Raw genomic sequence first — 23,682 nt, forward strand, 5'->3', positions numbered from 1 at the left:
CCAGCACGCGGCTGCCGTGACCGACAGGAGAAACCCATGAACCTCAATGGCAAGACCGCCCTGGTCACCGGCTCCACCAGCGGTATCGGCCTGGGCATCGCCCATCGTCTCGCCGCCGCAGGTGCCAACGTGGTGGTCAACGGCTTCGGCGACATCGACGCGGTGGTTGGCGAACTCGCCGTCCACGGCGCTCGCATCGGCCACCATGGCGCGGACATGTCCCGGCCCGACCAGATCGCCGAGATGATCGCCTACGTCGAGCGCGAGTTCGGCGCCCTCGACATCCTGGTCAACAACGCCGGCATTCAGCACGTCGCCGCGCTGGAGGACTTCCCCGTCGAGCGCTGGAACGCGATCGTCGCCATCAACCTGTCCTCGGTGTTCCACACCACGCGCCTGGCGCTGCCGGGCATGCGCCAGCGCGGCTGGGGGCGCATCCTCAACATCGCCTCGACCCACGGCCTGGTCGCCTCGGCGGGGAAGAGCGCCTATGTCGCCGCCAAGCACGGGGTCATCGGCCTGACCAAGACCACCGCACTGGAAACCGCAACCACCGGCATTACCTGCAATGCCATCTGCCCCGGTTGGGTACTGACGCCGCTGGTCCAGCAACAGATCGACGCGCGCATCAGTGCCGGCGCCAGTCCGGAGCAGGCGCGCCACGACCTGCTGGCGGAAAAGCAGCCCTCGCTGGACTTCGTCACCCCAGAGCAACTCGGCGAGCTCGCGCTCTTCCTGTGCAGCGATGCCGCCGCCCAGGTCCGTGGCGCCGCCTGGAACATGGATGGCGGCTGGACGGCCCAATAAATGCCGATGCGAGACACAGCGTTTGCCTCGCCATATCGGGCGATATAGTGCTGGAGAGGCATGATCGACTATTAAAAGCCAGGGGTGTTGCGTGCCAGTGGTGTGATTTCCTTGCGCCCCTGCACGCTCTGCCCTCTCGCTCCACTACCGAAGAGGATGGTGCGCAGTCAGCCATGGCTTGGGGTGCAAGTGAGGTAGCCGGAGTTTCGCGGAAAGTCCAATGGCAATGTCTCGCCTGACCACCCTCGGTTAAGTCGAGAAGCACCAGATTGAGAATGATGAAGAGGCGGTGACGGCCTACCCACTCAATGAACCAGCTCGGCTGTTCCTTCAGAACTTAGGTGCACAGGCTTTACGCGAAGGGGCTGGCGCGGGTTCAGCAATTGATACGGGCCGGGGGGGACGAAAGTCGCATAATCGCATCAACCATGAGACGGCGGCTGAATGGTGTGCTTGCCGGTGTGACATCTGGTTCTGCTTCCCACTCGGCTAATGCCCTGGACAGATCCTCGGTCCTCGGTGCATTCCTCCAGCAGAAAGGACGCCAGCCGGAAAATCCTTCCCCGGCCCCAACGCTTACAGGCCTTTTGGGCGGTCCACCAAACGGCCGATTTCGCCAAGCCTCACTCAAAACCAGCTGACATCGCAAAAATGCCTGGGCTTCGCCCCATCGAGCGCCAGCGGCGAGGCAGATATGAGCGACCATTGCCGTAAGAGGCGCGGTGCTGCGATTGCGTCGCGCTTCCAATCCGAGGCCAGCGGCCTCTCCTGCAGGCGTACTGGACGAATCCGACTGAACGGACCGGGGCAGTCGACCACGTCCAGCTTGTGCAACTCGTTGTGGACCGCCTCGAGATACCCGAGTCGGTTGTTCGCCGTCTTGCCGGTCACACCTTTGGCCATCCACTTGGCCCGGATAAATGCAACGTGAGCCCCTTCCTCGGATCGAGCCACTGGGTCAGGCCTGTCATTCGAACTCGAACTTCACCGTCACCTGGCTCTTGAATTCGCCGGGCTCCACTTCTTTTTCCGCCTTGATCGGATGGGCCTCCAGGTCGAACTGGCCCTTCTGCTCCGGCTGGTTGAAGTCGAGCGGGATGAAGTTGGGCGTGGTGGGGGTTACGCCCTCGGCCACGGGCGGCACGATGCGGCCGTTGTTCTTCAGGATGATCGCCAGGTCGCTGCGGTCGTTCACCGCCAGGGCGTCGGTCTGCACCTTGTGCGGGGCGCCTTCCAGCGACAGCTTGATGGCCACGGAATCCGAGATGTTGCGGCACTGGACATTGAAGGTCCGGGTAATCGCATGGGGGGACGTCTCGCCCGGCCCAACCAGGTCGCTGGGGTTGATGTTGCCGAAGTCGATGGTGGTGATCTGGCCGGGGCCAACTGGCAGCTCTGGGGCACGATGACACTGCCGCTCATCCAGACGCTGGCCAGGGGCGAGGCCCCTGTCGGGCTTACTTTCAAGAGCGCGCCCCTCAGGTCGAACAGCTTGGTGCGGGGGATGGTGGACACACCGATGAAGGGCTTGTCGATCATCAGATGCAAGCGGCCTTCCCTGCCAGTTGCCAAGTTCAACTCGACCTTGTAGGTATTCAAGCATTTGAAAGATTTGTCGTCCGGCGAGCCCCCGTTGTCGAAGCCGGACAGCGGCAAGGGGACGTACTCTTTCGTTTTCCCACCGACGTAGACTTCAGCTGCCACCTGGATATTGCGGTTGACCTTGTAGAACTGTATTTCCTTCCCGTTGACCTCTGCCTTATAGCCTGCGGCAAGGTCGGTGTCGGTGGTGTAGTAGATATTGGCTGGACAAGCGTTCCTGGATGCCCGCATTCGCAGGTTGCCGGGTAGTCGATGCCGACTCTCCAGGTGTAGGCACTGGGCATGATCGTCTGATGGCTGTTCTCTTCCGGCGAAGTGAAAGTGTGCTCGAAGTCGAAGTCGAAGCTCTTCGTGCCGCCAGTGGTACTGCACTGGTACATCGCAGCGAAGGATATGCCAGGCATCGCGAGACAGAACAGGGCGAGGATACGCAGAAGTCGAGAATGGAACTTCACATCGGGCTCCCAAGAATCGAAAGACCGGCAATCTACCCATGCGCTCCCGGGTTCTTGGAGGGAGAAGGACAAATCAGGAACAGGCTGTATGCATAGGGGAGTGAGGCTTACAACCATTGTTTTTCCTGGTGTAGGCCCTTGGCGGCCAGGTGTTGGATTTTCCCGGATTTCATTGGGCTACCGACTCGGACTGTTCGAATCCCGGCCCCAAGGAGCACCGAGGAAACTCGAGCGCCCAGCAGCCACGCGGAATCACTGGATCGATGAAATGACGAGGCGGTTGGCGGCCCCCCTACGTCAGCAAGGCGAATGCAGAGCGTGCGGCAGCGCGGGAGTTAGGGCGGATGCAGGCGACCACGAAAAATAGCGGTTTGCTATATTTCCTCGATGCCGATAGTATGACTATCGCAGATTGCTATACGGACACAGCATGCACATCATCACGCAGAAGCGCATCTGGGAAGCTAAGGAAAAATGGCCGCACTCGGCCAACGCACTGGATGCTTGGTATCGCCTGCTGAGCAAGCTGGCCCCGAAAGACTTCGCCGAGATGAAGCAGACCTTCCCCAGCGTGGACAAAGTCGGTGACAAGCATGTGTTCGATATCGGCGGTAACAAGCTGCGGCTCATAACCGTGGTGGACTACCAGTTCAAGAAGGTCTTCATTCGAGCCGTCCTGGATCACAAAGAGTACGACCGCAACCAATGGAAGTGAGGTGCACATGAGCGAACTCCTCAAGCAAGCCGCGGAACACTGGCGCTACGTTGCTCCGCTGCTCACGCCTCCACATACCGAGGCGGACTACGACGTCCTGGTCCAAAGCCTCGACGAACTGCTCGACGAGATTGCCGGTACCGAGAATCACCCTCTCGCCGCTCTGGCCTCGCAGATGGGCGACCTGATCGCTGCCTATGATGCAGAGCACTACGCCATCCCCGATGCCCCGGGGCACGAGGTGTTGCGCTATCTGATGCACGAGCACAACCTCACCCAGAGTGACCTGCCGGAGATTGGAGCTCAGTCCGTTGTGTCCGAGATTCTCAATGGCAAGCGCCAGCTCAATGTCCGCCACATCCGTGCCCTAGCGGAACGCTTCAAGGTACCGGCGGACGTTTTCCTCTGAACGACACGAGCAACTGCCACCACATGAAAAGCCCCGGTACATAGCCGGGGCTTTTCTTTCCGTCGGACTATGACCTGGCCGAGCGCGCAGGGGTTTCGCAGGCGACTGCGCAGAAGTCCGATGGAATTTGACTGGCGCTACGCGAGCAGTAGCTCTTGACTACCTGCCCACCAGCTCCGGGACAGACCAGTATGCATAGGGAAATGAGGCTTAGAACCATTGTTTTTCCTGGTGTAGGCCCTTGGCGGCCAGGTGTTGGATTTTCCCGGATTTCATCCGGGCTACCGACTCGGCCCCCGGCGCGGCGACGTCCCCCTGTAGGGTGGACAGCGCTCTTCTGTCCACCAGACGTGCCTGAACCCGGCGCTTGAAGAGCCAGAATTGCGTGCCGGTGTACTCAAGGAGCTGATCCCGGCCACCCGCGAAACCCTGATCCAGATGGCCCAGGATCGTCAGGCCGCAATCAACGGGGCTACCACGAGCAGCCGAACATCAAGCGATACGCCGCGCCTTTTTACCCCCCGGTTTTATCCACCTTCTTGCCCTTGTGCTCGAACTCCCAGCCCTTGCAGGCCAAGGCCACATGCTTGGGAATCAGCGCCGTGCCGCTGCTGTAGGCGGTGATGGTGCGGCGGGTAAAGCCCAACTCGACGGCGGCAGTGGTCAAAGACAGCTTATTTGCGGCCATCCAGCGCTTGAACGCTTGAACGGGCATCACCTCACCGGCCTGCTCCAGCGCCAGCCGGTGCAGGGTGGTAGCCGCCAGTTCCAGGTCATCGCCCCAGGTTACATCGAAGCCCCACTCACCGACCTGGGCGGTGCTGAACAGCGCCAGATCTTCCAGTGGCTTGAGGACTGGGAAACTGCGGATGTGCTCGCGCAGGTCAACGCGGTAGCACTTACCGTTGGCGAACACCACCAGCAAGGCATGCTCGCCGGCAATGGGCTCCACACTGTTGATCTTGGCTTTACGGGTCATGGGGCAGTTCCTCCGGTTTTGCTCATCCCACACGCGCTGCAAATCAGTCGTGTGGTCAGCCGCCCACATCAGGGCAGCCTTCAGGGCCTTGGGCTCGGCACCTTTGCCGAGAACCTTGAGCCCGTCGATCTCCACCAGCGACTCGCCGTCGGGCGTTTGCACATGGAAGTGCGGCGGCGCGTGGTCATCCGGGTAGATTTTGATTTTCCAGTTACGGTCGCTGTGTACGGTGGCCATTGGCGGGATTGTAGGGAAAAATTTTCTCTAGAAACAGTGTACCTATCGAGTACGGGTGCCCATCGCTCGAGTCTCCGCGCCGTGCCGGCGCAGTTGCGCACTCCCGGTAGGCGACGGCGTGTTACGCGCGCTGATGCAGAATCTCCGCGGTAACCTCACGCACGATCTGCAGCACGAGCCCCAGCGTTTCAGGCTGCGGATCGGCCGGATACACCAGATAGGCCGGCAGGCGGAAGTCCGGCGCCTCAGGATGCCGATGCAGCCGTCCTGCAGTGAGCGCATGCTTGACCAGGCGCAGCGGGAAATACCCGGCGCCGCCGTAAGTCAGAATGTGGGTCAGGCCCAGCCAGCCGATATTGGCGCTCAACCCGGCACCGAGGAAATCGGGGAACGCGGCACTGTGCTTGCTGGCGAACTCCGGCCCCCAGTCGATGTACACATAGTCCTCACCGGGCGGGCTGGGGTTGTCGTCGCGGGTAGTCACATACACCAGTTGCTCTTCCAGCAGCGGTTCAACCACCAACCCCGGCCGGCTTTGGGGTGTGTACATCACCCCGATGTGGGTGCGCCCCTCGACCAGCCCCTGAATGAGTTCATCTTCGAAGGCCATTTCGGCGCGTATGGCGATGTCCGGGACTGCCTTGCGGATTCGCGGCAGACAGGCGAACAGCAGATCGTCCCAGAGTCCGAAACGTCCGCCGATGGTCACCGACGCCCGAAAGCCCAGGGCCACGCCGATGTCCTGGCGGGCGCGTTCCACAGTGCGCACGAGCGTGGTTGCGAAGGGGTGGAAGGAGAGGCCCGCCGGGGTGAGCGTCGTACCGGCCTTGTTGCGCACGAACAGGCTGCAGCCGAGTTGTTCCTCCAGTGCGGCGATTCTGGCACTGACCGTCGATTGGGTGACGAACAACCGCGAGGCGGCATTGCGGAAGTTTCCCGCCGCGATGACGGTAAGAAAGGTTCGGGCAAGTTCGGTATCCATAAGCTGCAATCCCCTCGATCGGTGATCAGGCCGGAGCACCGTCCTGCAGCGTCGGGTCTTTCTCGACCACTGCCGGGCGTCTTGCGGTGGTGGCACTCAGCGCCACCATTCGTCAAATAGATTCGATATCACCGATACTTTCGGCCGATTTTTATCGTTATTCAAATTCATCTGGGCGGCGTAGCGTCGGAGGTGACATCCGGAAATGGCTATTGCCGAGGTGGCCAAAATGCATTTGCTAGGCTCAGAAGATCGACAATCCCTGCGCAGCATTGCGATTGTGCTGATGGGTTTCCTGCTGGTCGTTGGCGTATTGATCGTTGTTGCAGTGGCGGCTGGCTGAGCACAGGTGGTCGCTACGCGGAGTGCCCCGCCGCCGCCTTTCGGGGGTTGGTAACTCCTGATCGCGTTCTGCGCGGAGCGATTGCAATCCAGGCGGATTTTCCACGCCAAAGGAGTCACGTCATGGCTCACTCCGATACCCGCCCCGCCGGTCCCGACCTGACCAAGGGCGTACCCTTGTCCAGTGTGCCAGCCGCAGGCGTGCTGGCTGGCCACGTCGAGGGCAAGCCGGTCCTGCTGGTGCGAATGGACGATGGCCTCCATGCGGTCAGCGGTCTCTGTACCCACTACGGTGCGCCACTGGCCGATGGCCTGGTGGTCAATGACGAGATTCGCTGCCCGTGGCACCACGCGTGTTTCAGCCTGCGTACGGGTGCCGCCCTGCGGGCGCCCGCCTTCGCGGCGCTGACGACTTGGCGTGTGGAGATCGTCGGCGAAACCGTGTTCGTGCGTGGCGCGGAAACAACCGAGCAGCCGTCGCGACCAGGTCCCCGCCCCAACCAGCCCGGACGAATCCTGATCGTAGGTGGCGGCGCCGCGGGGTTCGCAGCTGCCGAACGGTTGCGCGAACTGGGCTATTCCGGCGCGTTGTCGATGCTGAGCGCCGATGCTTCGGCGCCCTATGACCGGCCCAATCTGTCCAAGGATTATCTGGCCGGAACCGCACCAGAAGACTGGATTCCGCTGCAGGGTCCGGAGTTCTATGCCGAGCGGCAGATCGACCTGCGCCTCGGCTGCGACGTCACCGCGATCGATACCGGCGCACGAGAAGTGCTGACCGGATCAGGTGAACGACTGGCCTATGACGTCTTGCTCATCGCTACTGGTGCGGCACCACGGCGGCTGGCCATCCCGGGCTTCGACCTTCCCAACGTGTTCATGCTGCGCTCGCTGGCCGATGCCCGGTCGATTGTCGACGCGAGCCAGGGCGCGACGTCGGTGGCCCTGATCGGCGCCGGCTTTATCGGCATGGAGGCGGCGGCAGCGCTGCGGGCGCGCGGGCTCCAGGTGCATGTGGTGGCACCTGAGGATGTGCCCCTGGAGCGTGTGCTGGGTCGGGAAGTGGGCGGCTTCATCGCTGGCCTGCACCAGGAGCAAGGAGTGGCGTTCCACCTTCGCTCGGAGGCCAAAGGCTTCGATGGCAAGACGCTCACCCTGGCCGACGGCACTCGGATTGCTGCGGACCTGCTGATCGTCGGCGCAGGTGTCGCGCCGCGCACGGAGCTCGCGGCCACAGCCGGATTGGCAGTGCAGGACGGCATCCTCGTCGACCCCTATCTGCAGACCTCGGTTGCCGGCCACTTCGCCGCCGGTGATGTCGCGCGCTATCGGTACGGCGCGGACCTGATCCGGGTCGAGCACTGGGTCCATGCGCAGCGACAGGGCCAGGCCGCCGCGGCCAATATGCTGGGCGACGGGCAGGCGTTCACGGATGTGCCGTATTTCTGGACGCACCACTACGGACTGGATCTTCGCTACACCGGATATGCGCAGGGTTGGGATGAAGTCCGCATCGACGGCACCTTGGCGAAGCGGGACTTCACGGCGCGCTACTTCCGCGCGGGAGCACTGGTCGCGGCGGCCTCGGTCGGGCGTGATCTGGAAAACCTGGCCATCGAGGCGACGTTGCAGGGTTGAGCACGCCCCGGCAGCGGCGGATTAGTCGGCTATGTCTGCGTTGAATGTTGGGGACTGACGCAAAGACCCACGGGCGGACATCGCTGTTCATGTCCACCATTCGTGGCTTGGCCGAACGCCGATGGTGGACCGATGGAGCGTGGTCCACCCTACGTGACTCGCAACACCGGCTGCAGGCATGCAGCACCGTAAGGTGGACATCGCTTTTCATGCCCACCATTCGTGGTCTGGCCGAACGCCGATGGTGGACCGATGACGCGTGGTCCACCCTACGTGACTCGCAACACCGGCTGCAGACATACAGCGCCGTAGGGTGGACATCGCTGTTCATGCCCACCATTCGTGGCTTGGCCGAACGCCGAATTGCTATTGGGCAATGCCCTGATCGGTTACTGCTGGTGGCTGCAGTTCTGGGGCTGGTGACCAGACTCAGGCTTCGCGCAGCTCGAAACGCTTGAACAGCTGCCGCAGATAAGTCCACAGCTCGCCGGCCTCGTCCGGGGTCGGCGCCACGCCGAGGCCCATGTCCAGCATTTGCCCCGGCCGCGCCAGCTGCACTGCGAATCGCTCCACACCGAGGCCGGCAAGGCGCTCGGCCAGGCGCCGCACACGCAGGCAGTCGAACAAGCGCCAATGCACGGTGGTGCGGCACTCGTAGGCGACTCCGCTGGCCAGCAGCAGATCCAGGCTGTCCCAGTTGGCGCGCCCGCTGCCGGCCACACCGGTGATCAGCGGCACCTCCTCCTCGAGCGCCTTGACGTCGAACCCCACCCAGTCGCACAGCGGCAGCACCCGCCTCAGCGCGCCGGGCTTGATGCCGGCGCTGTGCAGGCCGACCTTGAAGCCCCGCGCGCGCACCTCGCGCATGGCCTGCGGCAAGGCAGGCTGCAGGGTGGCTTCGCCGCCGCTGAACACCACCGCCTGCAACAAACCGTGCCGGTGCTCGAGGAAGGCCAGGGCCTGCGCCCAGCTCATGGCAGGCTTCGTTCCGCGGCGGATCAGTTCGGGGTTGTGGCAATAGCGGCAGTTCCAGGCGCAGCCCTGGCAGAACAGCACACAGGCCAGGTGATCCGGATAGTCGAGGGTGGTCATCGGCAACAGCCCGCCGATCCGCAGCGACCGTTCGCTGCCGGCGGGACGGGGGGAAATCTGGCAATTGGCGTGCATGATGGTCTCCGCAAACGCGTGGGCCCGCCCGGAATCCCGGGCAGGCCGTCGAGTGGGAATGATCGGGCTGTAAGGCTGGCTCAACCCCTCAGCTTCGGCGCCCGGGTTCGCTGAAGTGGCGACGCTCGCGGTGTTCGGACTGCTTGCCCGGGTTGAAGGCCGCCACCGGACGGTGGTAGCCCATGACACGGGTCCAGACTTCGCAGCGCTGACGCTGGGCTTCGGGGAGTTGCACGGTTGCGTTCATGGTGTTGCTCCTTGCTGTGGATGGACTCATGGATCAGCCGCACGCGCCGCAGCACTGCTGTTTCTGCAACAGCACTTCGTCGCACTTCGGGCAGAACTCGTGTTCGCCGGCCAGGTAGCCATGCACCGGACAGATGGAGAAAGTCGGCGTCACTGTCAGGTAGGGCAGGCGGAAGCGGCTCAGGGAAGTGCGCACCAGTTCCTTGCAGGCCTGGGCCGAAGAGACGCGCTCGGCCATGTACAGGTGCAACACGGTGCCGCCGGTGTACTTGCACTGCAGCGCATCCTGCAGCTCCAGGGCCTCGAATGGGTCATCGGTGAAGCCCACGGGAAGCTGGGAGGAATTGGTGTAGTAAGGCGCCTCGGGGGTGCCGGCCTGGAGGATGCCGGGGAAGCGTTTCCTGTCCTCCCTGGCGAAGCGGTAGGTGGTGCCTTCCGCCGGTGTCGCCTCGAGGTTGTACAGATGGCCGCTTTCCTCCTGGAACTCCACCAGCCGTGCCCGCACATGGTCCAGCAGGCTCGACGCCAACTGCCGCCCTGCCTCGCTGTGCATGCCCTCGCGATCGGCGCTGATGTTGCGCACCATCTCGTGCAGCCCGTTCACGCCGATGGTGGAGAAATGGTTGCGCAGGGTGCCCAGGTAACGCTTGGTGTAGGGGTAGAGGCCGGCGTCCATGTGGTGCTGGATCACCTTGCGCTTGACCTCCAGGCTCTCGAAGGCCATGCGCAGCAGCTCGTCCAGGCGCTGGAACAGGCCCTCGACATCATCCCGGTAGAGAAAACCCAGACGCGCGCAGTTGATGGTCACCACCCCCAGAGAGCCGGTCTGCTCGGCCGAGCCGAACAGGCCGTTGCCGCGCTTGAGCAGCTCGCGAACGTCCAGCTGCAGGCGGCAGCACATGGAACGCACCTGATTGGGCTGCATGTCCGAGTTGAGGAAGTTCTGGAAATAAGGCAGGCCATAACGCGCGGTCATCTCGAACAGACGCGTGGCGTTGTCGCTGTCCCAGGGGAAGTCGTGGGTGATGTTGTAGGTGGGGATCGGGAAGGTGAACACCCGGCCCTTGGCGTCGCCGGCCATCATCACCTCGATGTAGGCACGGTTGATCAGGTCCATCTCGGCCTGCAGCTCGCCATAGCGGAACGGCATCTCCTGGCCACCGATCACTGGCACCTGCTCGCGCAGATCCTCTGGACAAACCCAGTCGAAGGTCAGGTTGGTGAAGGGCGTCTGGGTGCCCCAGCGCGACGGCACGTTGAGGTTGTAGATGAACTCCTGCAGTGACTGGCGCACCTCGTCGTAACCCAGACCGTCCTTGCGCACATAGGGCGCCAGGTAGGTATCGAACGAGCTGAACGCCTGCGCGCCGGCCCATTCGTTCTGCAGGGTACCGAGGAAATTGACCATCTGCCCCAGGGCACTGGACAGGTGTTTCGGCGGCCCCGCCTCGACCCGCCCCGGCACGCCGTTCAGGCCCTCGTGCAGCAGGCTGCGCAGCGACCAGCCGGCGCAGTAGCCGGCGAGCATGTCGAGGTCGTGGATGTGCAGGTCGGCCTCACGGTGGGCTTGCCCGATCTCTTCGCTGTACACCTCGTCCAGCCAGTAGTTGGCGGTGACCTTGCCGGACACGTTGAGAATCAGCCCGCCCAGGGAATAGCCCTGGTTGGCATTGGCCTGCACCCGCCAGTCCTCGCGGTTGAGGTATTCGTTCATCGACACCGCCACGTCCACCAGGTGCTTGCGGTCGCGGCGCAACCGGCCGTGGCGCTCGCGATAGACGATGTAGGCACGCGCGGTGGCGTAGTAGCCGGCCTCCATCATGACCAGCTCGACCCTGTCCTGCACGTCCTCGATATCCAGGCTCTGCAGCCCCGGCAGACGGGCCAGCACGGCCATCGTCAGTGCCTCGGCCTGGTCGGCGGCGAACTCGCCGGTGGCCGTGCCCGCCGCCAGGATGGCACGCTGGATCTTGGATTCGTCGAAAGAGACTTCGCTGCCATCGCGTTTGAACAGGGTCAGCGGCCGGGGCCTTGTTCGCCGGGTACTCATTCTCACCTCCATATCACATCATATAGTGCTATCAGTTATTCAAAGCACAACATGTTGTGGATTATCCCTGGACCGGCAAAACAAAAATTGATTGTGATCAAGTTGCGGAGAATCGGCCTGCGAGCGATGGAATGGGAGCTGACAGCAGACGTCGGGCGACGCCTGCCATCGATCAGCCGCCGCTGGCGTTCATGAAGCGCAGCACCTGCACCTCGCCGGAGACGCTGAAATCGTGGCGCAGCGGCTTGCGCGCCAAGCCGGCGTGGATCGCCTGAAGCAGCGGCGCGTCGGTTTCCGGATAACGGCGCAGCAAGGCGCGCAGGTCGACGGAATGCTCGTGGCCGAGGCACAGCAGCAAACGTCCCTCTACCGTCAGGCGCACCCGGTTGCAGGTGGCGCAGAAGTTGTGGCTGTGCGGCGAAATGAAGCCGATGCGGCTGTCCGGATACCCCTGCAGGCGCACATAGCGCGCCGGCCCGCCACTCTGCTCGGCGCTGGCCTGCAGGCTGTAGCGCCGCCCGATCAGCTCGCGCACCCGGTCGCTGGAGTAGAAGGTCTCGCCGCGCGAGCGGCCGACCTCGCCCAGCGGCATTTCCTCGATGAAACTGATGTCCAGGCCGCGAGCCACCGCATAGTCGACCAGATCGACCACCTCGTCATCGTTGCGCCCCTGCATCACCACGCAGTTGAGCTTGATGCGCGCGAAGCCGGCTTCGCGCGCCGCGTCGATGCCGGCCAGCACCTGGGCCAGGTCGCCGGTACGGGTGATGGCCTGGAAGCGCTCGGGGCGCAACGTATCGAGGCTGATGTTGAGGCGCCTGACGCCGGCTTCGGCCAGGGGCCCGGCCAGCCTGGTGAGTTGCGAGCCGTTGGTGGTCATCACCAGTTCGCGCAGGCCCGGCAGCGCGGCGATGCGCCGGCACAGGCCGACGATGCCGGGACGCACCAGCGGTTCGCCGCCGGTCAGGCGGATCTTCTTCACGCCGTTGGCGACGAACAGGCGCGCCAGCCGCTCCAGATCCTCCAGCGTAAGCACCTGCTGGCGCGGCAGGAAGGTCATGTCTTCGGCCATGCAGTAGACGCAGCGGAAGTCGCAGCGGTCGGTGACCGACATGCGCAGGTAGTCGATACGGCGGCCGAAGCCGTCCAGCAGTTGTGCGTCCATGGTGGTCTCATCCCGTTCGCGAGCAGAGCTCGCTCCTACAGCGGCTCCGGGCTGCGTGTCATTGGATCAGCGGCGAGTCGGCGCCTTCGAGGGCGATGCCCCGGATGTCCGCCGCGCCCGCCAGGCCCTGGAGGTATTGCCGGACCGCGACCTGCCAGACGCGCTGGTCCAGTTCGGCGCGGATAGTGTCCTGCACGGCGTCGAACGGCAGGGGGCGGCCCTCGATGCGCTGGTCCACCCGGACCAGGTGGAAGCCATAGCGGCTTTCCAGCGGCTGGGGAGCCAGGCCGGGTTGCAGGCGGAACAACTGGCGTTCGAACTCGAGCACGGTCTGGCCCTTGCTGATCTGGCCGAGGGCGCCGCCCTGCGCCTTCGACGGGCAGGCGGAGTGGGCGCGGGCCAGTTCGGCGAAGCGCGAGCCGTCGGCGGCCAGTTGCGCGAGCAGTGCCTCGGCCCGTTCGCGGGTCCGGCTGCGCGCCTCGGCATCGTCCGCCGGGCAGGCCAGCAGGATGTGCCGGGCGGCCAGCAGCGGGGCGCTGGCGAACCGCTCGCGGTTGTTCTCGAAGTACTGCCGGCAGGCCGCTTCGTCGGCGCTGGGCATCGGCACTTCATGCTCGATCAGCGCGCGGGTGGCTGCTTCTTCCTCGCTTTCGCCGGACTGGGCCTTAACCTCCAGGCCCAGTTCGGCGATGCGCTGTCGCAGCAGCTCGCGGATCACCAGCGCCTGGCTGGCCAGGAACACCGCCTCCCGGCGGGTGGCCGCCGGGTGGTATTGCAGTTCGCGGGCGATCGCTTCGGGGGCGATGGGCACCCCGTTGACCTTGATGCGCGGCCATACCTGCCCGCTGCTGGCGATCAGTTCGGGGCCCGCCTGGTCTTCCCCGTCTTCGGGCGCCTGCGCCGCCGGCTGCGGCTCGGGCACCACTTCATGCACCACCCGGGCATTCGCCGGCACCTCGGGTACCACCTGGCCGCCGCCGCAACCACCGCCATTGCCGTTGCCACCGCATCCACAACCCATGATCTTCTCTCCTCGATCAGTAAAAAACAGCCGACAAGAGCGCTGGAAGGCTGGAGGCTGAACGACAGGCAACCCGCTCAACGCTTTCACCTCCAGCCTTCAGCCTCCAGCGCTTTTAATCGGCTTTTAGCCTTTCTGCCGGACGATCTGGTAGCGCCGGCCCAGGTACCACACCGGCGCACTGACGATGTGCACCAGGCGGGTGAAGGGAAACAGCACGAACAGGGTCAGGCCGAGGAACACGTGCAGCTTGTACACCAGGCTCACCGGGGCGATGTTCGCCGCCGCCACCTGCGGTTGCAGGGTGACCACCGCCTGCGCCCAGTTGCCCAGCAGCACCATCACCGAGCCATCCAGGTGCCGGGCGGAGGCGGCGATGGTCAGCAGGCCGAGCACCAGCTGCGCCAGCAACACCACCAGGATGAGGACGTCGGACAGGTTGGAGCTGGCGCGTACGCGCGGATCGTTGAGACGGCGATACAGCAGCATCAACAGACCGATCAGGCAGAGAACGCCGAAGAAGCCGCCGGAGACCATCGCCAGCAGTTGCTTGTTCGCCGTGCTGATGACCCTGTGATACACCGCCTCGGGCGTCAGCAGGCCGACGAAATGGCCGGCGAGGATGAACAGCACGCCGACGTGGAACAGGTTGCTGGCGATGCGCATGTAGCGCTGCTCGGCCGGGGTTCGGTTGAACACCTGGCTGGAGCCGGCTTTCCAGCTGTACTGCGACAGGTCGAAACGCGCCCAGCTGCCGATGAGGCAGATGGCCAGGGCAATGTACGGGTAGATCCCGAACAGCAGCAGATTGACGTTAGACATTGCGAACCTCCCGGGCCGGCGCGTCGGCCTGCCCGTCATGCTTGAAATCCACCCAGTGCAGGGGCACCGGCACTTCCTCGCGGGCCTTGCCAGGCAGGCCGGGCTGGCTCGGGCAGCGGTCCTGCTGCTCGGCCTTGAGGAAGTCCACCGCCTCCTCTTCCCAGACCTTGTCGAGCGCCGCCAGCGAGTCGTCGCGCGGCTCGGTAGCCACCTGCTCACGCACCCGGGCCAGCGCCGCGGCCGGCTCCACACCGGCGATCTGCAGCAGGGCACGCAGACAGGCCGCATAAGGGCTCACGCGCTCCTCCAGGCGTGCCGCCAGCAGCGCCAGCAGGTGCGCCACATCGGCCAGGCCTTCGCGTGCCTCCAGCTCCTCGCGGGTGGACAGGTACTCGAGGTACAGCGGGATGTAGTCGGGCAGCTCGCGTACGCCGATGGCAAAACCGGCAGCCTCGTACTGGGCCATCAGGTCGACCATCGCCTGCCCGCGGTCACGCGACTCGCCGTGGACATGCTCGAAGAGCAGCAGCGACAGCGACCGGCCTCGGTCGAACAGCTCGCTGTAGCGTTCCTGCGCGTCCATCAGCTCTTCGCTGGCCAGTTCATCGAGCAGGCGCAACAGTGCGCCGCGCTGGTCCGGGCTGATCTCGCGGGCGCGGCCGATGGCCGCGTCCAGCTCTTCACGGGCGCCCTGCAACGCCTCGGTCGGGTAGTCCAGCAGCAGGGAAATCACCTTGAGGATCTGCATGTTCAGTCCTCCCACAACTGCACGGTCTTGAGGATGTCGCGGCGGTTGGCCTTCCTGGCGCCGAACATGTTGGTGTCCGAGCTACCGCTGCAGCCACTGCCGAAGCTGAAGCCGCAGCCGGAGCGTTCGGCGAAGGCGTCGCTCATGGCCTCCTCGCGGTGCGCGGTGGGGATCACGTAGCGGTCCTCGTAGTTGGCGATGGCCAGATAGCGGTACATATCCTCGACCTGGGCCCGGGTCAGGCCGACGCTTTCCAGCACCTTGAGATCCTGAACGCCATCGACCTGCTCGGCACGCTTGTAGGCGCGCATCGCCAGCAGACGCTTGAGGGCCAGTTTGACTGGCTGCTCATCGCCGGCGGTGAGCAGGTTGGCCAGGTAGCGCACGGGAATGCGCAGGCTGTCCACGTCCGGCAGCACGCCGTCCATGCTCACGCTGCCCTTGGCGGCGGCGTTCTGGATCGGCGACAGCGGCGGCACGTACCAGACCATCGGCAGGGTGCGGTACTCCGGGTGCAGCGGCAGGGCCAGCTGCCAGTCGACGGCCAGCTTGTACACCGGCGACTTCTGCGCGGCCTCGATCACCGACATCGGCACGCCGTCCTTCAGCGCCTGCTCGATGACCTTGGAGTCATTGGGATCGAGGAAGATTTCCAGCTGCTTCTGGTACAGGTCCTGCTCGCTGGCGGTGCTGGCCACGTCATGGATGCGGTCGGCGTCGTAGAGCAGCACGCCGAGGTAGCGGATGCGCCCCACGCAGGTTTCCGAGCAGACGGTCGGCATGCCGGCCTCGATGCGCGGGTAGCAGAAGATGCACTTCTCGGATTTGCCGCTCTTCCAGTTGAAGTAGATCTTCTTGTACGGGCAGCCGCTGATGCACATCCGCCAGCCGCGGCATTTCTCCTGGTCGATCAGGACGATGCCGTCCTCCTCGCGCTTGTAGATCGCCCCGCTCGGGCAGGAGGCCGCGCACGCCGGGTTCAGGCAGTGCTCGCACAGGCGCGGCAGGTACATCATGAAGGTGTTTTCGTACTCGCCGTAGATGTCCGCCTGCACCTGGTCGAAGTTCCTGTCCTTGCGGCGCTTGGCGAACTCGGTGCCGAGGATCTCCTCCCAGTTCGGGCCCCATTCGATCTTCTCCATGCGCTGCCCGGAGATCACCGAGCGCGGCCGCGCCACCGGCTGGTGGTCGCCGAGCGGCGCGGTGTGCAGGTGCTGGTAGTCGAAGTCGAACGGCTCGTAGTAGTCATCGATGCCCGGCAGGTCCGGGTTGGCGAAGATGTTCGCCAGCACGCGGAACTTGCCGCCGATACGCGGGTTGATCGAGCCATCCTTGTTGCGTACCCAGCCGCCCTTCCACTTGTCCTGGTTTTCCCACTCCTTGGGATAGCCGATACCGGGTTTGGTCTCGACATTGTTGAACCAGGCGTATTCCATGCCCTCACGGCTGGTCCAGACGTTCTTGCAGGTGACCGAGCAGGTGTGGCAACCGATGCACTTGTCCAGGTTCAGGACCATGCCGACTTGCGAACGAATTTTCATTGTGCGGTCTCCTCAACCTGACCCCGGATCTCGTGAGAGGGCATGGTTCGGGCACCATGCGCCGTCACCTTGGGCGAACGAATTTTCATGTCAGCTCTCCTCACTCGATCTCGGTCGGCAGCGGTTGCGGCAGGGCGTCGCCATTGGGGCCGTCCAGCCAGTCGACCTTGGCCATCTTGCGCACCACGACGAACTCGTCGCGGTTGCAGCCAACGGTGCCGTAGTAGTTGAAGCCGTAGGCCAGTTGGGCGTAGCCGCCGATCATGTGGGTGGGCTTGAGCACCACGCGGGTCACCGAGTTGTGGTGGCCGCCGCGAGTCCCGGTGCTCTCCGCGCCGGGCACGTTCACGATGCGTTCCTGGGCGTGGTACATCATCACCATGCCTTCCTTGACACGCTGGCTGACCACCGCGCGCGCAGTCAGCGCGCCGTTGGCGTTGAAGCACTCGATCCAGTCGTTGTCCTCGATGCCGACCTTCTTCGCGTCGATCTCCGACATCCACACGATCGGCCCGCCGCGGCTCAGGGTCAGCATGATCAGGTTGTCGGTATAGGTGCTGTGGATGCCCCACTTCTGGTGCGGGGTGATCCAGTTCAGGCAGATCTCCGGATTGCCGTTGGACATCTTGCCCTTCACGTAGCCGGTCGAGCGGGTGTTGATCGGCGGCCGGTAGCTTTGCAGGCCCTCGCCGAACGCGACCATCCAGGGGTGATCCTGGTAGAACTGCTGGCGGCCGGTGATGGTGCGCCACGGAATCAGCTCGTGGACGTTGGTGTAGCCGGCGTTGTAGCTGACGTGCTCGTCTTCCAGGCCGGACCAGGTCGGGCTGGAGATGATCTTGCGCGGCTGCGCCTGGATATCGCGGAAACGGATCGCTTCGTGCCGCTTGGGCAGCGCCAGGTGGGTGTGATCGCGGCCGGTGAACTCCGACAGCGCCGCCCAGGCCTTGACCGCCACGTGGCCATTGGTTTCCGGCGCCAGGCTGAGGATGACCTCGGCGGCGTCGATGGCCGACTCGATCTTCGGCCGCCCCTGACTGACGCCCTCCTCGCGCACCTTGTAGTTCAGTTGGCCGAGGAACTCGACCTCGTGCCCGGTGTTCCAGTTGATGCCTTTGCCGCCGTTGCCGAGCTTGTCCATCAGCGGGCCGAGAGAGGTGAACTTCTTGTAGGTGCTGGGGTAATCGCGCTCGGTCACCGTGATGTTCGGGCAGTTCTTGCCCGGCTGCGGCGCGACGCCGGCGGTCTTCCAGTCGCTGCCGCCGAAGGGCTGGGCCAGCTCGCCGGGAGTGTCGTGCAGCAGCGGCACGGTGACCAGGTCCTGCTCCACGCCCAGGTGCCCCTTGGCCACTTCCGAGAAGGCCTTGGCGATCCCCTTGTAGATTTCCCAGTCCGAACGCGCCTCCCAGGCCGGGTCGATGGCCGCCGACAGCGGGTGGATGAAGGGGTGCATGTCCGAGGTGTTCATGTCGTCCTTCTCGTACCAGGTGGCGGTCGGCAGGACGATGTCGGAATACACGCAGGTCGAGGACATGCGGAAGTCCAGGGTGGTGACCAGGTCGAGCTTGCCGATGGCGCCTTCGTCGACCCACTCGGCCTCGGTCGGCTTGAATCCGCCGCGCTTGCCGAGATCCTCGTTCATCACGCCGTTCCTGGTCCCCAGCAGGTACTTGAGCATGTACTCGTGGCCCTTGCCCGAAGAACCCAGCAGGTTCGAACGCCAGATGAACAGGTTGCGCGGGAAGTTGTCCGGGTTATCCGGCTGTTCACAGGCGAAGCGCAGGCTGCCGTCCTGCAGCGACTTGACCACATAGTCCTTCGGCTCCAGGCCCGCAGCCCTGGCGTCACGGGTGATCTGCAGCGGGTTGCGGTTGAGCTGCGGCGCGCTGGGCAGCCAGCCGGCACGCTCGGCGCGGATGTTGTAGTCGAGCATGTGCTCGGGGAACTGCGACTTGTCGGCCAGCGGCGAGAGCACTTCGTGGATGCTCATCTTCTCGTGGCGCCACTGCGAGCTGTGGTTGTAGAAGAAGCTGGTGCCATTCATCTGCCGTGGCGGGCGATGCCAGTCGAGGCCAAAGGCCAGTGGCAGCCAGCCGCACTGCGGGCGCAGCTTTTCCTGGCCGACGTAGTGGGCCCAGCCGCCACCGGTCTGCCCGACGCAGCCGCACAACATCAGCATGTTGATCAGGCCACGGTAGTTCATGTCCATGTGGTACCAGTGGTTCATCGCCGCCCCGACGATGATCATGCTGCGGCCACGGGTCTTGTCGGCGTTGTCGGCGAACTCGCGGGCGATCTGGATGGCCTTCTCGCGGGATACGCCGGTGATCTTCTCCTGCCAGGCCGGAGTGCCCGGCACACTGGCATCGTCGTAGCTGCTGGCCACGTTGGCGCCACCCAGGCCGCGATCGATGCCGAGGTTGGCGGCCATCAGGTCGAACACGCTGGCGACCCGCGCCTGGCTGCCGTCGGCCAACGCGATGGTGCGCACCGGCACACGGCGCAGCTGTATTTCCTCGCCCGGGACGTGGGTGAAGTGCTCGTGGCTCTGCCCGCCGAAATAGGGGAAGGCGACTTCCGCGGTTTCTCCGGAGTCGGTCTGGCTCAGCAGCAGATCGACCTCGCGGCCGTCCTTGCCCTCGCGGGCCTCGATGTTCCACTTGCCCTTCTCGCCCCAGCGGTAGCCGATGGAGCCTTGCGGCGACACCAGCTCGCCGTTGGCGTCGACGGCTATGGTCTTCCACTCGGGGTTGTTGTCCTGGCCGAGGTTGCCGATCAGGTCGGAAGCGCGCAGGAAGCGGTCGGCGACGTAGCTGCCGTCCTTCTCGCCCAGCAGCACCAGCATCGGCAGGTCCGTGTAGCGCTTGGCATAGTCGGTGAAGTAGGCGCTGGGCCTCTCCAGGTGGAATTCCTTGAAGATGACGTGGGTGAAGGCCTGGGCCAGCGCGGCGTCGGTGCCCTGCTTGGGGTTCAGCCAGAGATCGGTGAGCTTGGCCACCTCGGCGTAGTCCGGGGTGATGGCCACGGTCTTGGTGCCCTTGTAGCGCACCTCAGTGAAGAAGTGCGCGTCCGGGGTGCGGGTCTGCGGAACGTTGGAGCCCCAGGCGATGATGTAGTTGGAGTTGTACCAGTCGGCCGATTCCGGCACGTCGGTCTGCTCGCCCCAGACCTGCGGCGAGGCCGGCGGCAGGTCGCAGTACCAGTCATAGAAGGACAGGCACACCCCGCCGATCAGCGACAGGTAACGCGCACCGGCGGCATAGCTGACCATCGACATGGCCGGAATCGGCGAGAAGCCGATCACCCGGTCCGGACCGAACTGCTTGACGGTGTAGACGTTGGCGGCGGCGATGATCTCGTTGACCTCCCTCCAGCTGGAACGCACGAAGCCGCCCAGGCCACGCTTGCTCTTGTAACTCTGGGCCTTGGCCGGGTCGCTGACGATGCTGGCCCAGGCCTCCAGCGGCGCCAGGGTGCGGCGTGCCTCGCGCCACAGCTTGAGCAGCGGCTTGCGCACCTTGGGGTACTTGAGGCGGTTGGCGCTGTAGATGTACCAGCTGTAGCTGGCCCCGCGCGGACAGCCGCGCGGCTCGTGGTTGGGCAGGTCGTTGCGGGTACGCGGGTAGTCGGTCTGCTGGGTTTCCCAGGTGATCAGGCCGTTCTTCACGTAGATCTTCCAGGAGCACGACCCGGTGCAGTTCACCCCGTGGGTGGAGCGCACGATCTTGTCGTACTGCCAGCGCGAGCGGTAGACGTTCTCCCAGTCACGCGATTCCTTGCGGGTCTCGCCATGACCGTCGGCGAACTCCCCCTGCTTGCGATTGAAGAAGCGCAGCTGGTCGAGTAGATGGCTCATTTTCCTTTCCTCTCAGGCTGAGCGCAGTCGGTTAGCCCTGCGCTCGACATTCATGAATGCGATATCAGCAGGGGGTCTCGGCGCCCTTGCGCGCATACCACCACCAGGTGGCCAGGATGCAGCTGGCGTAATAGCCGACGAACAGGTACAGGGCGACCTCGGGGCCGCCGGTGAGGGCGATGGAGCTACCGAAGGACTTGGGGATGAAGAAGGCCCCGAAGGCGCCGATGGCCGAACTGAAGCCCAGCACCGCGGCCGATTCCCTTCCCGCCTCGCGCTGCGCCTGTTCACGAGCGGCAGCGCCTTTGCCGGCGCTCCAGCGTTCGTGCAGGGAGAGGAAGATCACCGGGATCATGCGGAAGGTAGAGCCGTTGCCGATGCCGGTGGTGACGAACAGCAGCATGAACATCGCCAGGTAGCCGTAGAAGTTGCCGCCCTGTCCGCCCTGCGGCAGGAAGGCAATGACGCCGAACACCGCCGCGATCATCACCACGAAGTTCCACAGGGTCACCCGGGCACCGCCGAGCCTGTCCGCCACCCAGCCGCCCAGCGGACGCACCAGGGCGCCGACCAGGGGGCCGAGGAAAGCGAACTGCAAGGCACTGACTTCCGGGAAGGAGGTCTTGATCAGCAGCGGGAAGGCCGCGGCAAAACCGATGAAGGAGCCGAAAGTGGCCAGGTACAGCCAGCACATCAGCCAGTTGTGCTTGCGCCTGAAGATCACCGCCTGCTCGGAGAAGGACGCCTTGGCACTGGCCAGGTCGTTCATGCCGAACCAGGCCGCCAGGGTCACCACGGCGATCATCGGCACCCAGACCAGGCCGGCGTTCTGCAACCACAGCCGGCTGCCATCGGCCAGCTCCTGCGGCTTGCCGCCGACCGCACCGAACAGGCCGAAGCCGATCACCAGCGGCACCAGGAACTGCATGGCCGACACGCCCAGGTTGCCCAGGCCGGCGTTCAGGCCGAGGGCGGTGCCCTGCTGCGCCTTGGGATAGAAGAAGCTGATGTTGGACATGCTCGAGGCAAAGTTGCCGCCGCCGAAACCGCACAGCAGGGCGATGATCACGAACACGCTGTAAGGGGTGCCCGGGTCCTGCACGGCGAAGCCCATCCACAGCGACGGAATCAGCAGCGAGGCGGTGCTGATCGCGGTCCAGCGACGCCCGCCGAAGATCGGCACCATGAACGAATAGAAGATCCGGAACGTCGCTCCGGATAGCCCGGGCAGTGCCGCCAGCCAGAACAGCTGGTCGGTGCTGAAGCGAAAGCCGATGGCATTGAGCCGGACGATCACCGTGCTCCACACCATCCACACGGCAAAGGCCAGGAACAGCGCCGGGATCGAGATCCACAGGTTGCGCGTGGCGACAGCCTTGCCGATGGAGCCCCAGAAGTGCGGGTCCTCGGGGCGCCAGTCCTCGATCATCGGCCCCTGCCGGGGCGGCTGCCCCATGGCCGGATTCTTGGTTACGGACATGCTCGGTCTCCTTCAAGCGTCAGGAAAGCGGAACTCATGGGGCCAGCGGAGTCGTAGCCCATGACCGGGGTTTTGCGGACTTCGCTGAAGTACATCCAGATCAGGGAGACCCAGACCACGCCGTACATCAGCATGAAACAGGAGCTGCGCACGCCGGTGAGGTCCACCAGGGCGCCGAACAGGATCGGCAGCACGAAGCCGCCGAGGCCGCCGGCCAGGCCGACGATCCCGGACACCGCCCCCATGCGGTCGGGGAATTCATTGGAGATGTACTTGAACACCGAGGCCTTGCCGAACGCCCAGGCGATGCCCATGACGAACATCAGCACGGTGAACACCCAGGCATTGAGGCCGATGTGGAAGGTGCGCGGGCCGTCGACGGTATGCACGGTGAAGTCGGTCTGCGGGTAGGACAGGATGAACAGGCACACCCAGCTGACCCACATCACCCACCAGGTCACGCTGTGCGCGCCCCACTTGTCCGACATCCAGCCGCCGATGGCACGCAGTACGCCGCCGGGCAGGGAAAAGCAGGCGGCCAGCAGCGCCGCACTCTGCAGGCTGAAGCCGTACTCCTGCACGTAGTACTTGGTCATCCACAGCGCCAGCGCGACGTAGCCGCCGAAGACGATCGAGTAGTACTGGCAGTAGCGCCAGACGCGCTGGTCCTTGAGCGTCTTCAGCTGGTCGGCGAACGACAGGCTGGCGGAAACCCGGTGGCGCTTGTCGTCGTAGGTGAAGAACCAGAATGCCAGCGCGGTGACGAACATGATCGCCGAGTAGACCTTCGGCACCATCTGCCAGCTGGTGGCGGCGATGATCGCCGGGGCGAGGAACTTGGTCAGCGCGGAACCGGCGTTGCCGGCACCGAAGATGCCCATCGCCAGCCCCTGCCTGGACTTGTCGAACCACTTGGCGACATAGGCGATGCCCACCGAGAAAGAGCCGCCGGCCAGGCCGACGAACAGACCGAGCACCAGGAACTGCCAGTACCGGGTCGCCTCGCCGATCAGGTAGATCGGCAGCACGCAGGCCAGCATCAGCAGGAAGAACACAATGCGCCCGCCGAAGCGGTCGGTGAGCATACCCAGAGGCAAACGCACCAGCGACCCACTCAGCACCGGCGTGGCGGCCAGCAGACCGAACTGGGTTTCGTTGAGCTGCAGCAGATCCTTGATGGGTACACCCAGTACCGCGAACATCATCCAGACCATGAAGCAGATGGTGAACGCCATGGTGCTCATTCCCAGCACCAGTCCCTGCTGCACCTTGCGAGCGACCATGACCACCCTCCTCCAAGCCTTTGTCATGGCCGCAGGCTAGTTTCGGGCGCAGGGACTTTATTGATTCAGGTCAAGAAGGCTTCCGGGGCCGCCGCCCTATGATCCCTGTGCCTACCTCCAAAGTGGTAGCGCCCATC

Annotated in this window: 17 protein-coding genes and 1 pseudogene; 5 read left to right on the forward strand and 13 right to left on the reverse strand. The window is 64.4% G+C overall.

What is annotated here, in order from left to right; genetic code table 11:
* Positions 1 to 36 precede the first annotated feature (36 nt).
* Positions 37 to 807, forward strand: coding sequence for a 3-hydroxybutyrate dehydrogenase (locus ACFPU0_RS07925; protein WP_377692327.1), 771 nt, complete (start codon positions 37 to 39; stop codon positions 805 to 807).
* Between the two features lie 967 nt (positions 808 to 1,774).
* On the opposite strand, the gene ACFPU0_RS07930 is transcribed toward ACFPU0_RS07925, so the two are convergent.
* The gene (locus ACFPU0_RS07930) at positions 1,775 to 2,410 is read right to left on the reverse strand and encodes a fimbrial protein (RefSeq protein WP_377692328.1); all 636 of its coding nucleotides are present in this window, start codon (positions 2,408 to 2,410) and stop codon (positions 1,775 to 1,777) included.
* An 884-nt stretch (positions 2,411 to 3,294) separates the two neighbouring features.
* Here ACFPU0_RS07930 and ACFPU0_RS07935 point away from each other — a divergent pair.
* Both ACFPU0_RS07935 and ACFPU0_RS07940 read left to right on the forward strand, forming a co-directional pair.
* Positions 3,295 to 3,579 (forward strand): type II toxin-antitoxin system HigB family toxin, encoded by a 285-nt coding sequence (locus tag ACFPU0_RS07935; protein ID WP_377692329.1) that lies wholly within the window; start codon positions 3,295 to 3,297, stop codon positions 3,577 to 3,579.
* Positions 3,580 to 3,586: 7 nt separating this feature from the next.
* Positions 3,587 to 3,988, forward strand: a complete 402-nt coding sequence (locus ACFPU0_RS07940; protein ID WP_377692330.1) for a helix-turn-helix domain-containing protein — start codon at positions 3,587 to 3,589, stop codon at positions 3,986 to 3,988.
* A 514-nt stretch (positions 3,989 to 4,502) separates the two neighbouring features.
* Here ACFPU0_RS07940 and ACFPU0_RS07945 read toward each other — a convergent pair.
* On the reverse strand, positions 4,503 to 5,204 hold the full coding sequence (locus ACFPU0_RS07945) for a DUF4160 domain-containing protein (protein WP_377692331.1): 702 nt from the start codon (positions 5,202 to 5,204) through the stop codon (positions 4,503 to 4,505).
* 121 nt (positions 5,205 to 5,325) lie between these two features.
* Positions 5,326 to 6,186 carry a LysR family transcriptional regulator gene (locus ACFPU0_RS07950; RefSeq protein WP_377692332.1) on the reverse strand — a complete coding sequence of 287 codons (861 nt, stop codon included), beginning with the start codon at positions 6,184 to 6,186 and terminating at the stop codon, positions 5,326 to 5,328.
* Positions 6,187 to 6,391: 205 nt separating this feature from the next.
* On the opposite strand from ACFPU0_RS07950, the gene ACFPU0_RS07955 reads away from it, so the two are divergent.
* Both ACFPU0_RS07955 and ACFPU0_RS07960 read left to right on the forward strand, forming a co-directional pair.
* The gene (locus tag ACFPU0_RS07955) at positions 6,392 to 6,529 is read left to right on the forward strand and encodes a hypothetical protein (protein ID WP_377692333.1); all 138 of its coding nucleotides are present in this window, start codon (positions 6,392 to 6,394) and stop codon (positions 6,527 to 6,529) included.
* Positions 6,530 to 6,651: 122 nt separating this feature from the next.
* Positions 6,652 to 8,166, forward strand: coding sequence for an FAD-dependent oxidoreductase (locus tag ACFPU0_RS07960; protein WP_377692334.1), 1,515 nt, complete (start codon positions 6,652 to 6,654; stop codon positions 8,164 to 8,166).
* 429 nt (positions 8,167 to 8,595) lie between these two features.
* Here ACFPU0_RS07960 and ACFPU0_RS07965 read toward each other — a convergent pair whose 3' ends face one another.
* The 10 genes and pseudogenes from ACFPU0_RS07965 to ACFPU0_RS08010 all read right to left on the reverse strand — a co-directional run bounded on the left by ACFPU0_RS07965 (position 8,596) and on the right by ACFPU0_RS08010 (position 23,545).
* On the reverse strand, positions 8,596 to 9,333 hold the full coding sequence (locus ACFPU0_RS07965; RefSeq protein ID WP_377692335.1) for an anaerobic ribonucleoside-triphosphate reductase activating protein: 738 nt from the start codon (positions 9,331 to 9,333) through the stop codon (positions 8,596 to 8,598).
* A gap of 88 nt (positions 9,334 to 9,421) precedes the next feature.
* Positions 9,422 to 11,641 (reverse strand): annotated as a pseudogene (locus tag ACFPU0_RS07970) (ribonucleoside triphosphate reductase).
* A gap of 160 nt (positions 11,642 to 11,801) precedes the next feature.
* Positions 11,802 to 12,794 (reverse strand): GTP 3',8-cyclase MoaA, encoded by a 993-nt coding sequence (moaA, locus tag ACFPU0_RS07975; protein ID WP_377692336.1) that lies wholly within the window; start codon positions 12,792 to 12,794, stop codon positions 11,802 to 11,804.
* Positions 12,795 to 12,852: 58 nt separating this feature from the next.
* Positions 12,853 to 13,815, reverse strand: coding sequence for a peptidylprolyl isomerase (locus tag ACFPU0_RS07980; RefSeq protein WP_377692337.1), 963 nt, complete (start codon positions 13,813 to 13,815; stop codon positions 12,853 to 12,855).
* A gap of 126 nt (positions 13,816 to 13,941) precedes the next feature.
* Complete coding sequence (gene narI, locus ACFPU0_RS07985) at positions 13,942 to 14,637, reverse strand: respiratory nitrate reductase subunit gamma (RefSeq protein ID WP_377692338.1); 696 nt, start codon at positions 14,635 to 14,637, stop codon at positions 13,942 to 13,944.
* Entirely contained in the window at positions 14,630 to 15,385 is a 756-nt protein-coding gene (gene narJ / locus ACFPU0_RS07990; RefSeq protein WP_377692339.1) for a nitrate reductase molybdenum cofactor assembly chaperone, read from the reverse strand. The genes narI and narJ overlap by 8 nt, the downstream gene beginning before the upstream one ends.
* Positions 15,386 to 15,387: 2 nt before the next feature.
* Positions 15,388 to 16,926, reverse strand: coding sequence for a nitrate reductase subunit beta (narH, locus tag ACFPU0_RS07995; protein WP_377692341.1), 1,539 nt, complete (start codon positions 16,924 to 16,926; stop codon positions 15,388 to 15,390).
* A 100-nt stretch (positions 16,927 to 17,026) separates the two neighbouring features.
* A complete protein-coding gene (locus ACFPU0_RS08000) occupies positions 17,027 to 20,782 on the reverse strand; it encodes a nitrate reductase subunit alpha (RefSeq protein ID WP_377692342.1) in 3,756 nt (1,251 codons plus the stop codon).
* Positions 20,783 to 20,846: 64 nt separating this feature from the next.
* Positions 20,847 to 22,262 (reverse strand): NarK family nitrate/nitrite MFS transporter, encoded by a 1,416-nt coding sequence (locus ACFPU0_RS08005; protein WP_377692343.1) that lies wholly within the window; start codon positions 22,260 to 22,262, stop codon positions 20,847 to 20,849.
* Complete coding sequence (locus ACFPU0_RS08010; protein WP_377692344.1) at positions 22,253 to 23,545, reverse strand: MFS transporter; 1,293 nt, start codon at positions 23,543 to 23,545, stop codon at positions 22,253 to 22,255. Before ACFPU0_RS08010 ends, ACFPU0_RS08005 begins: the two co-directional genes overlap by 10 nt.
* Between the last annotated feature and the right edge of the window lie 137 nt (positions 23,546 to 23,682).

The organism is Pseudomonas sp. GCM10022186 (genome assembly GCF_042656385.1).
Lineage (GTDB): Bacteria > Pseudomonadota > Gammaproteobacteria > Pseudomonadales > Pseudomonadaceae > Metapseudomonas.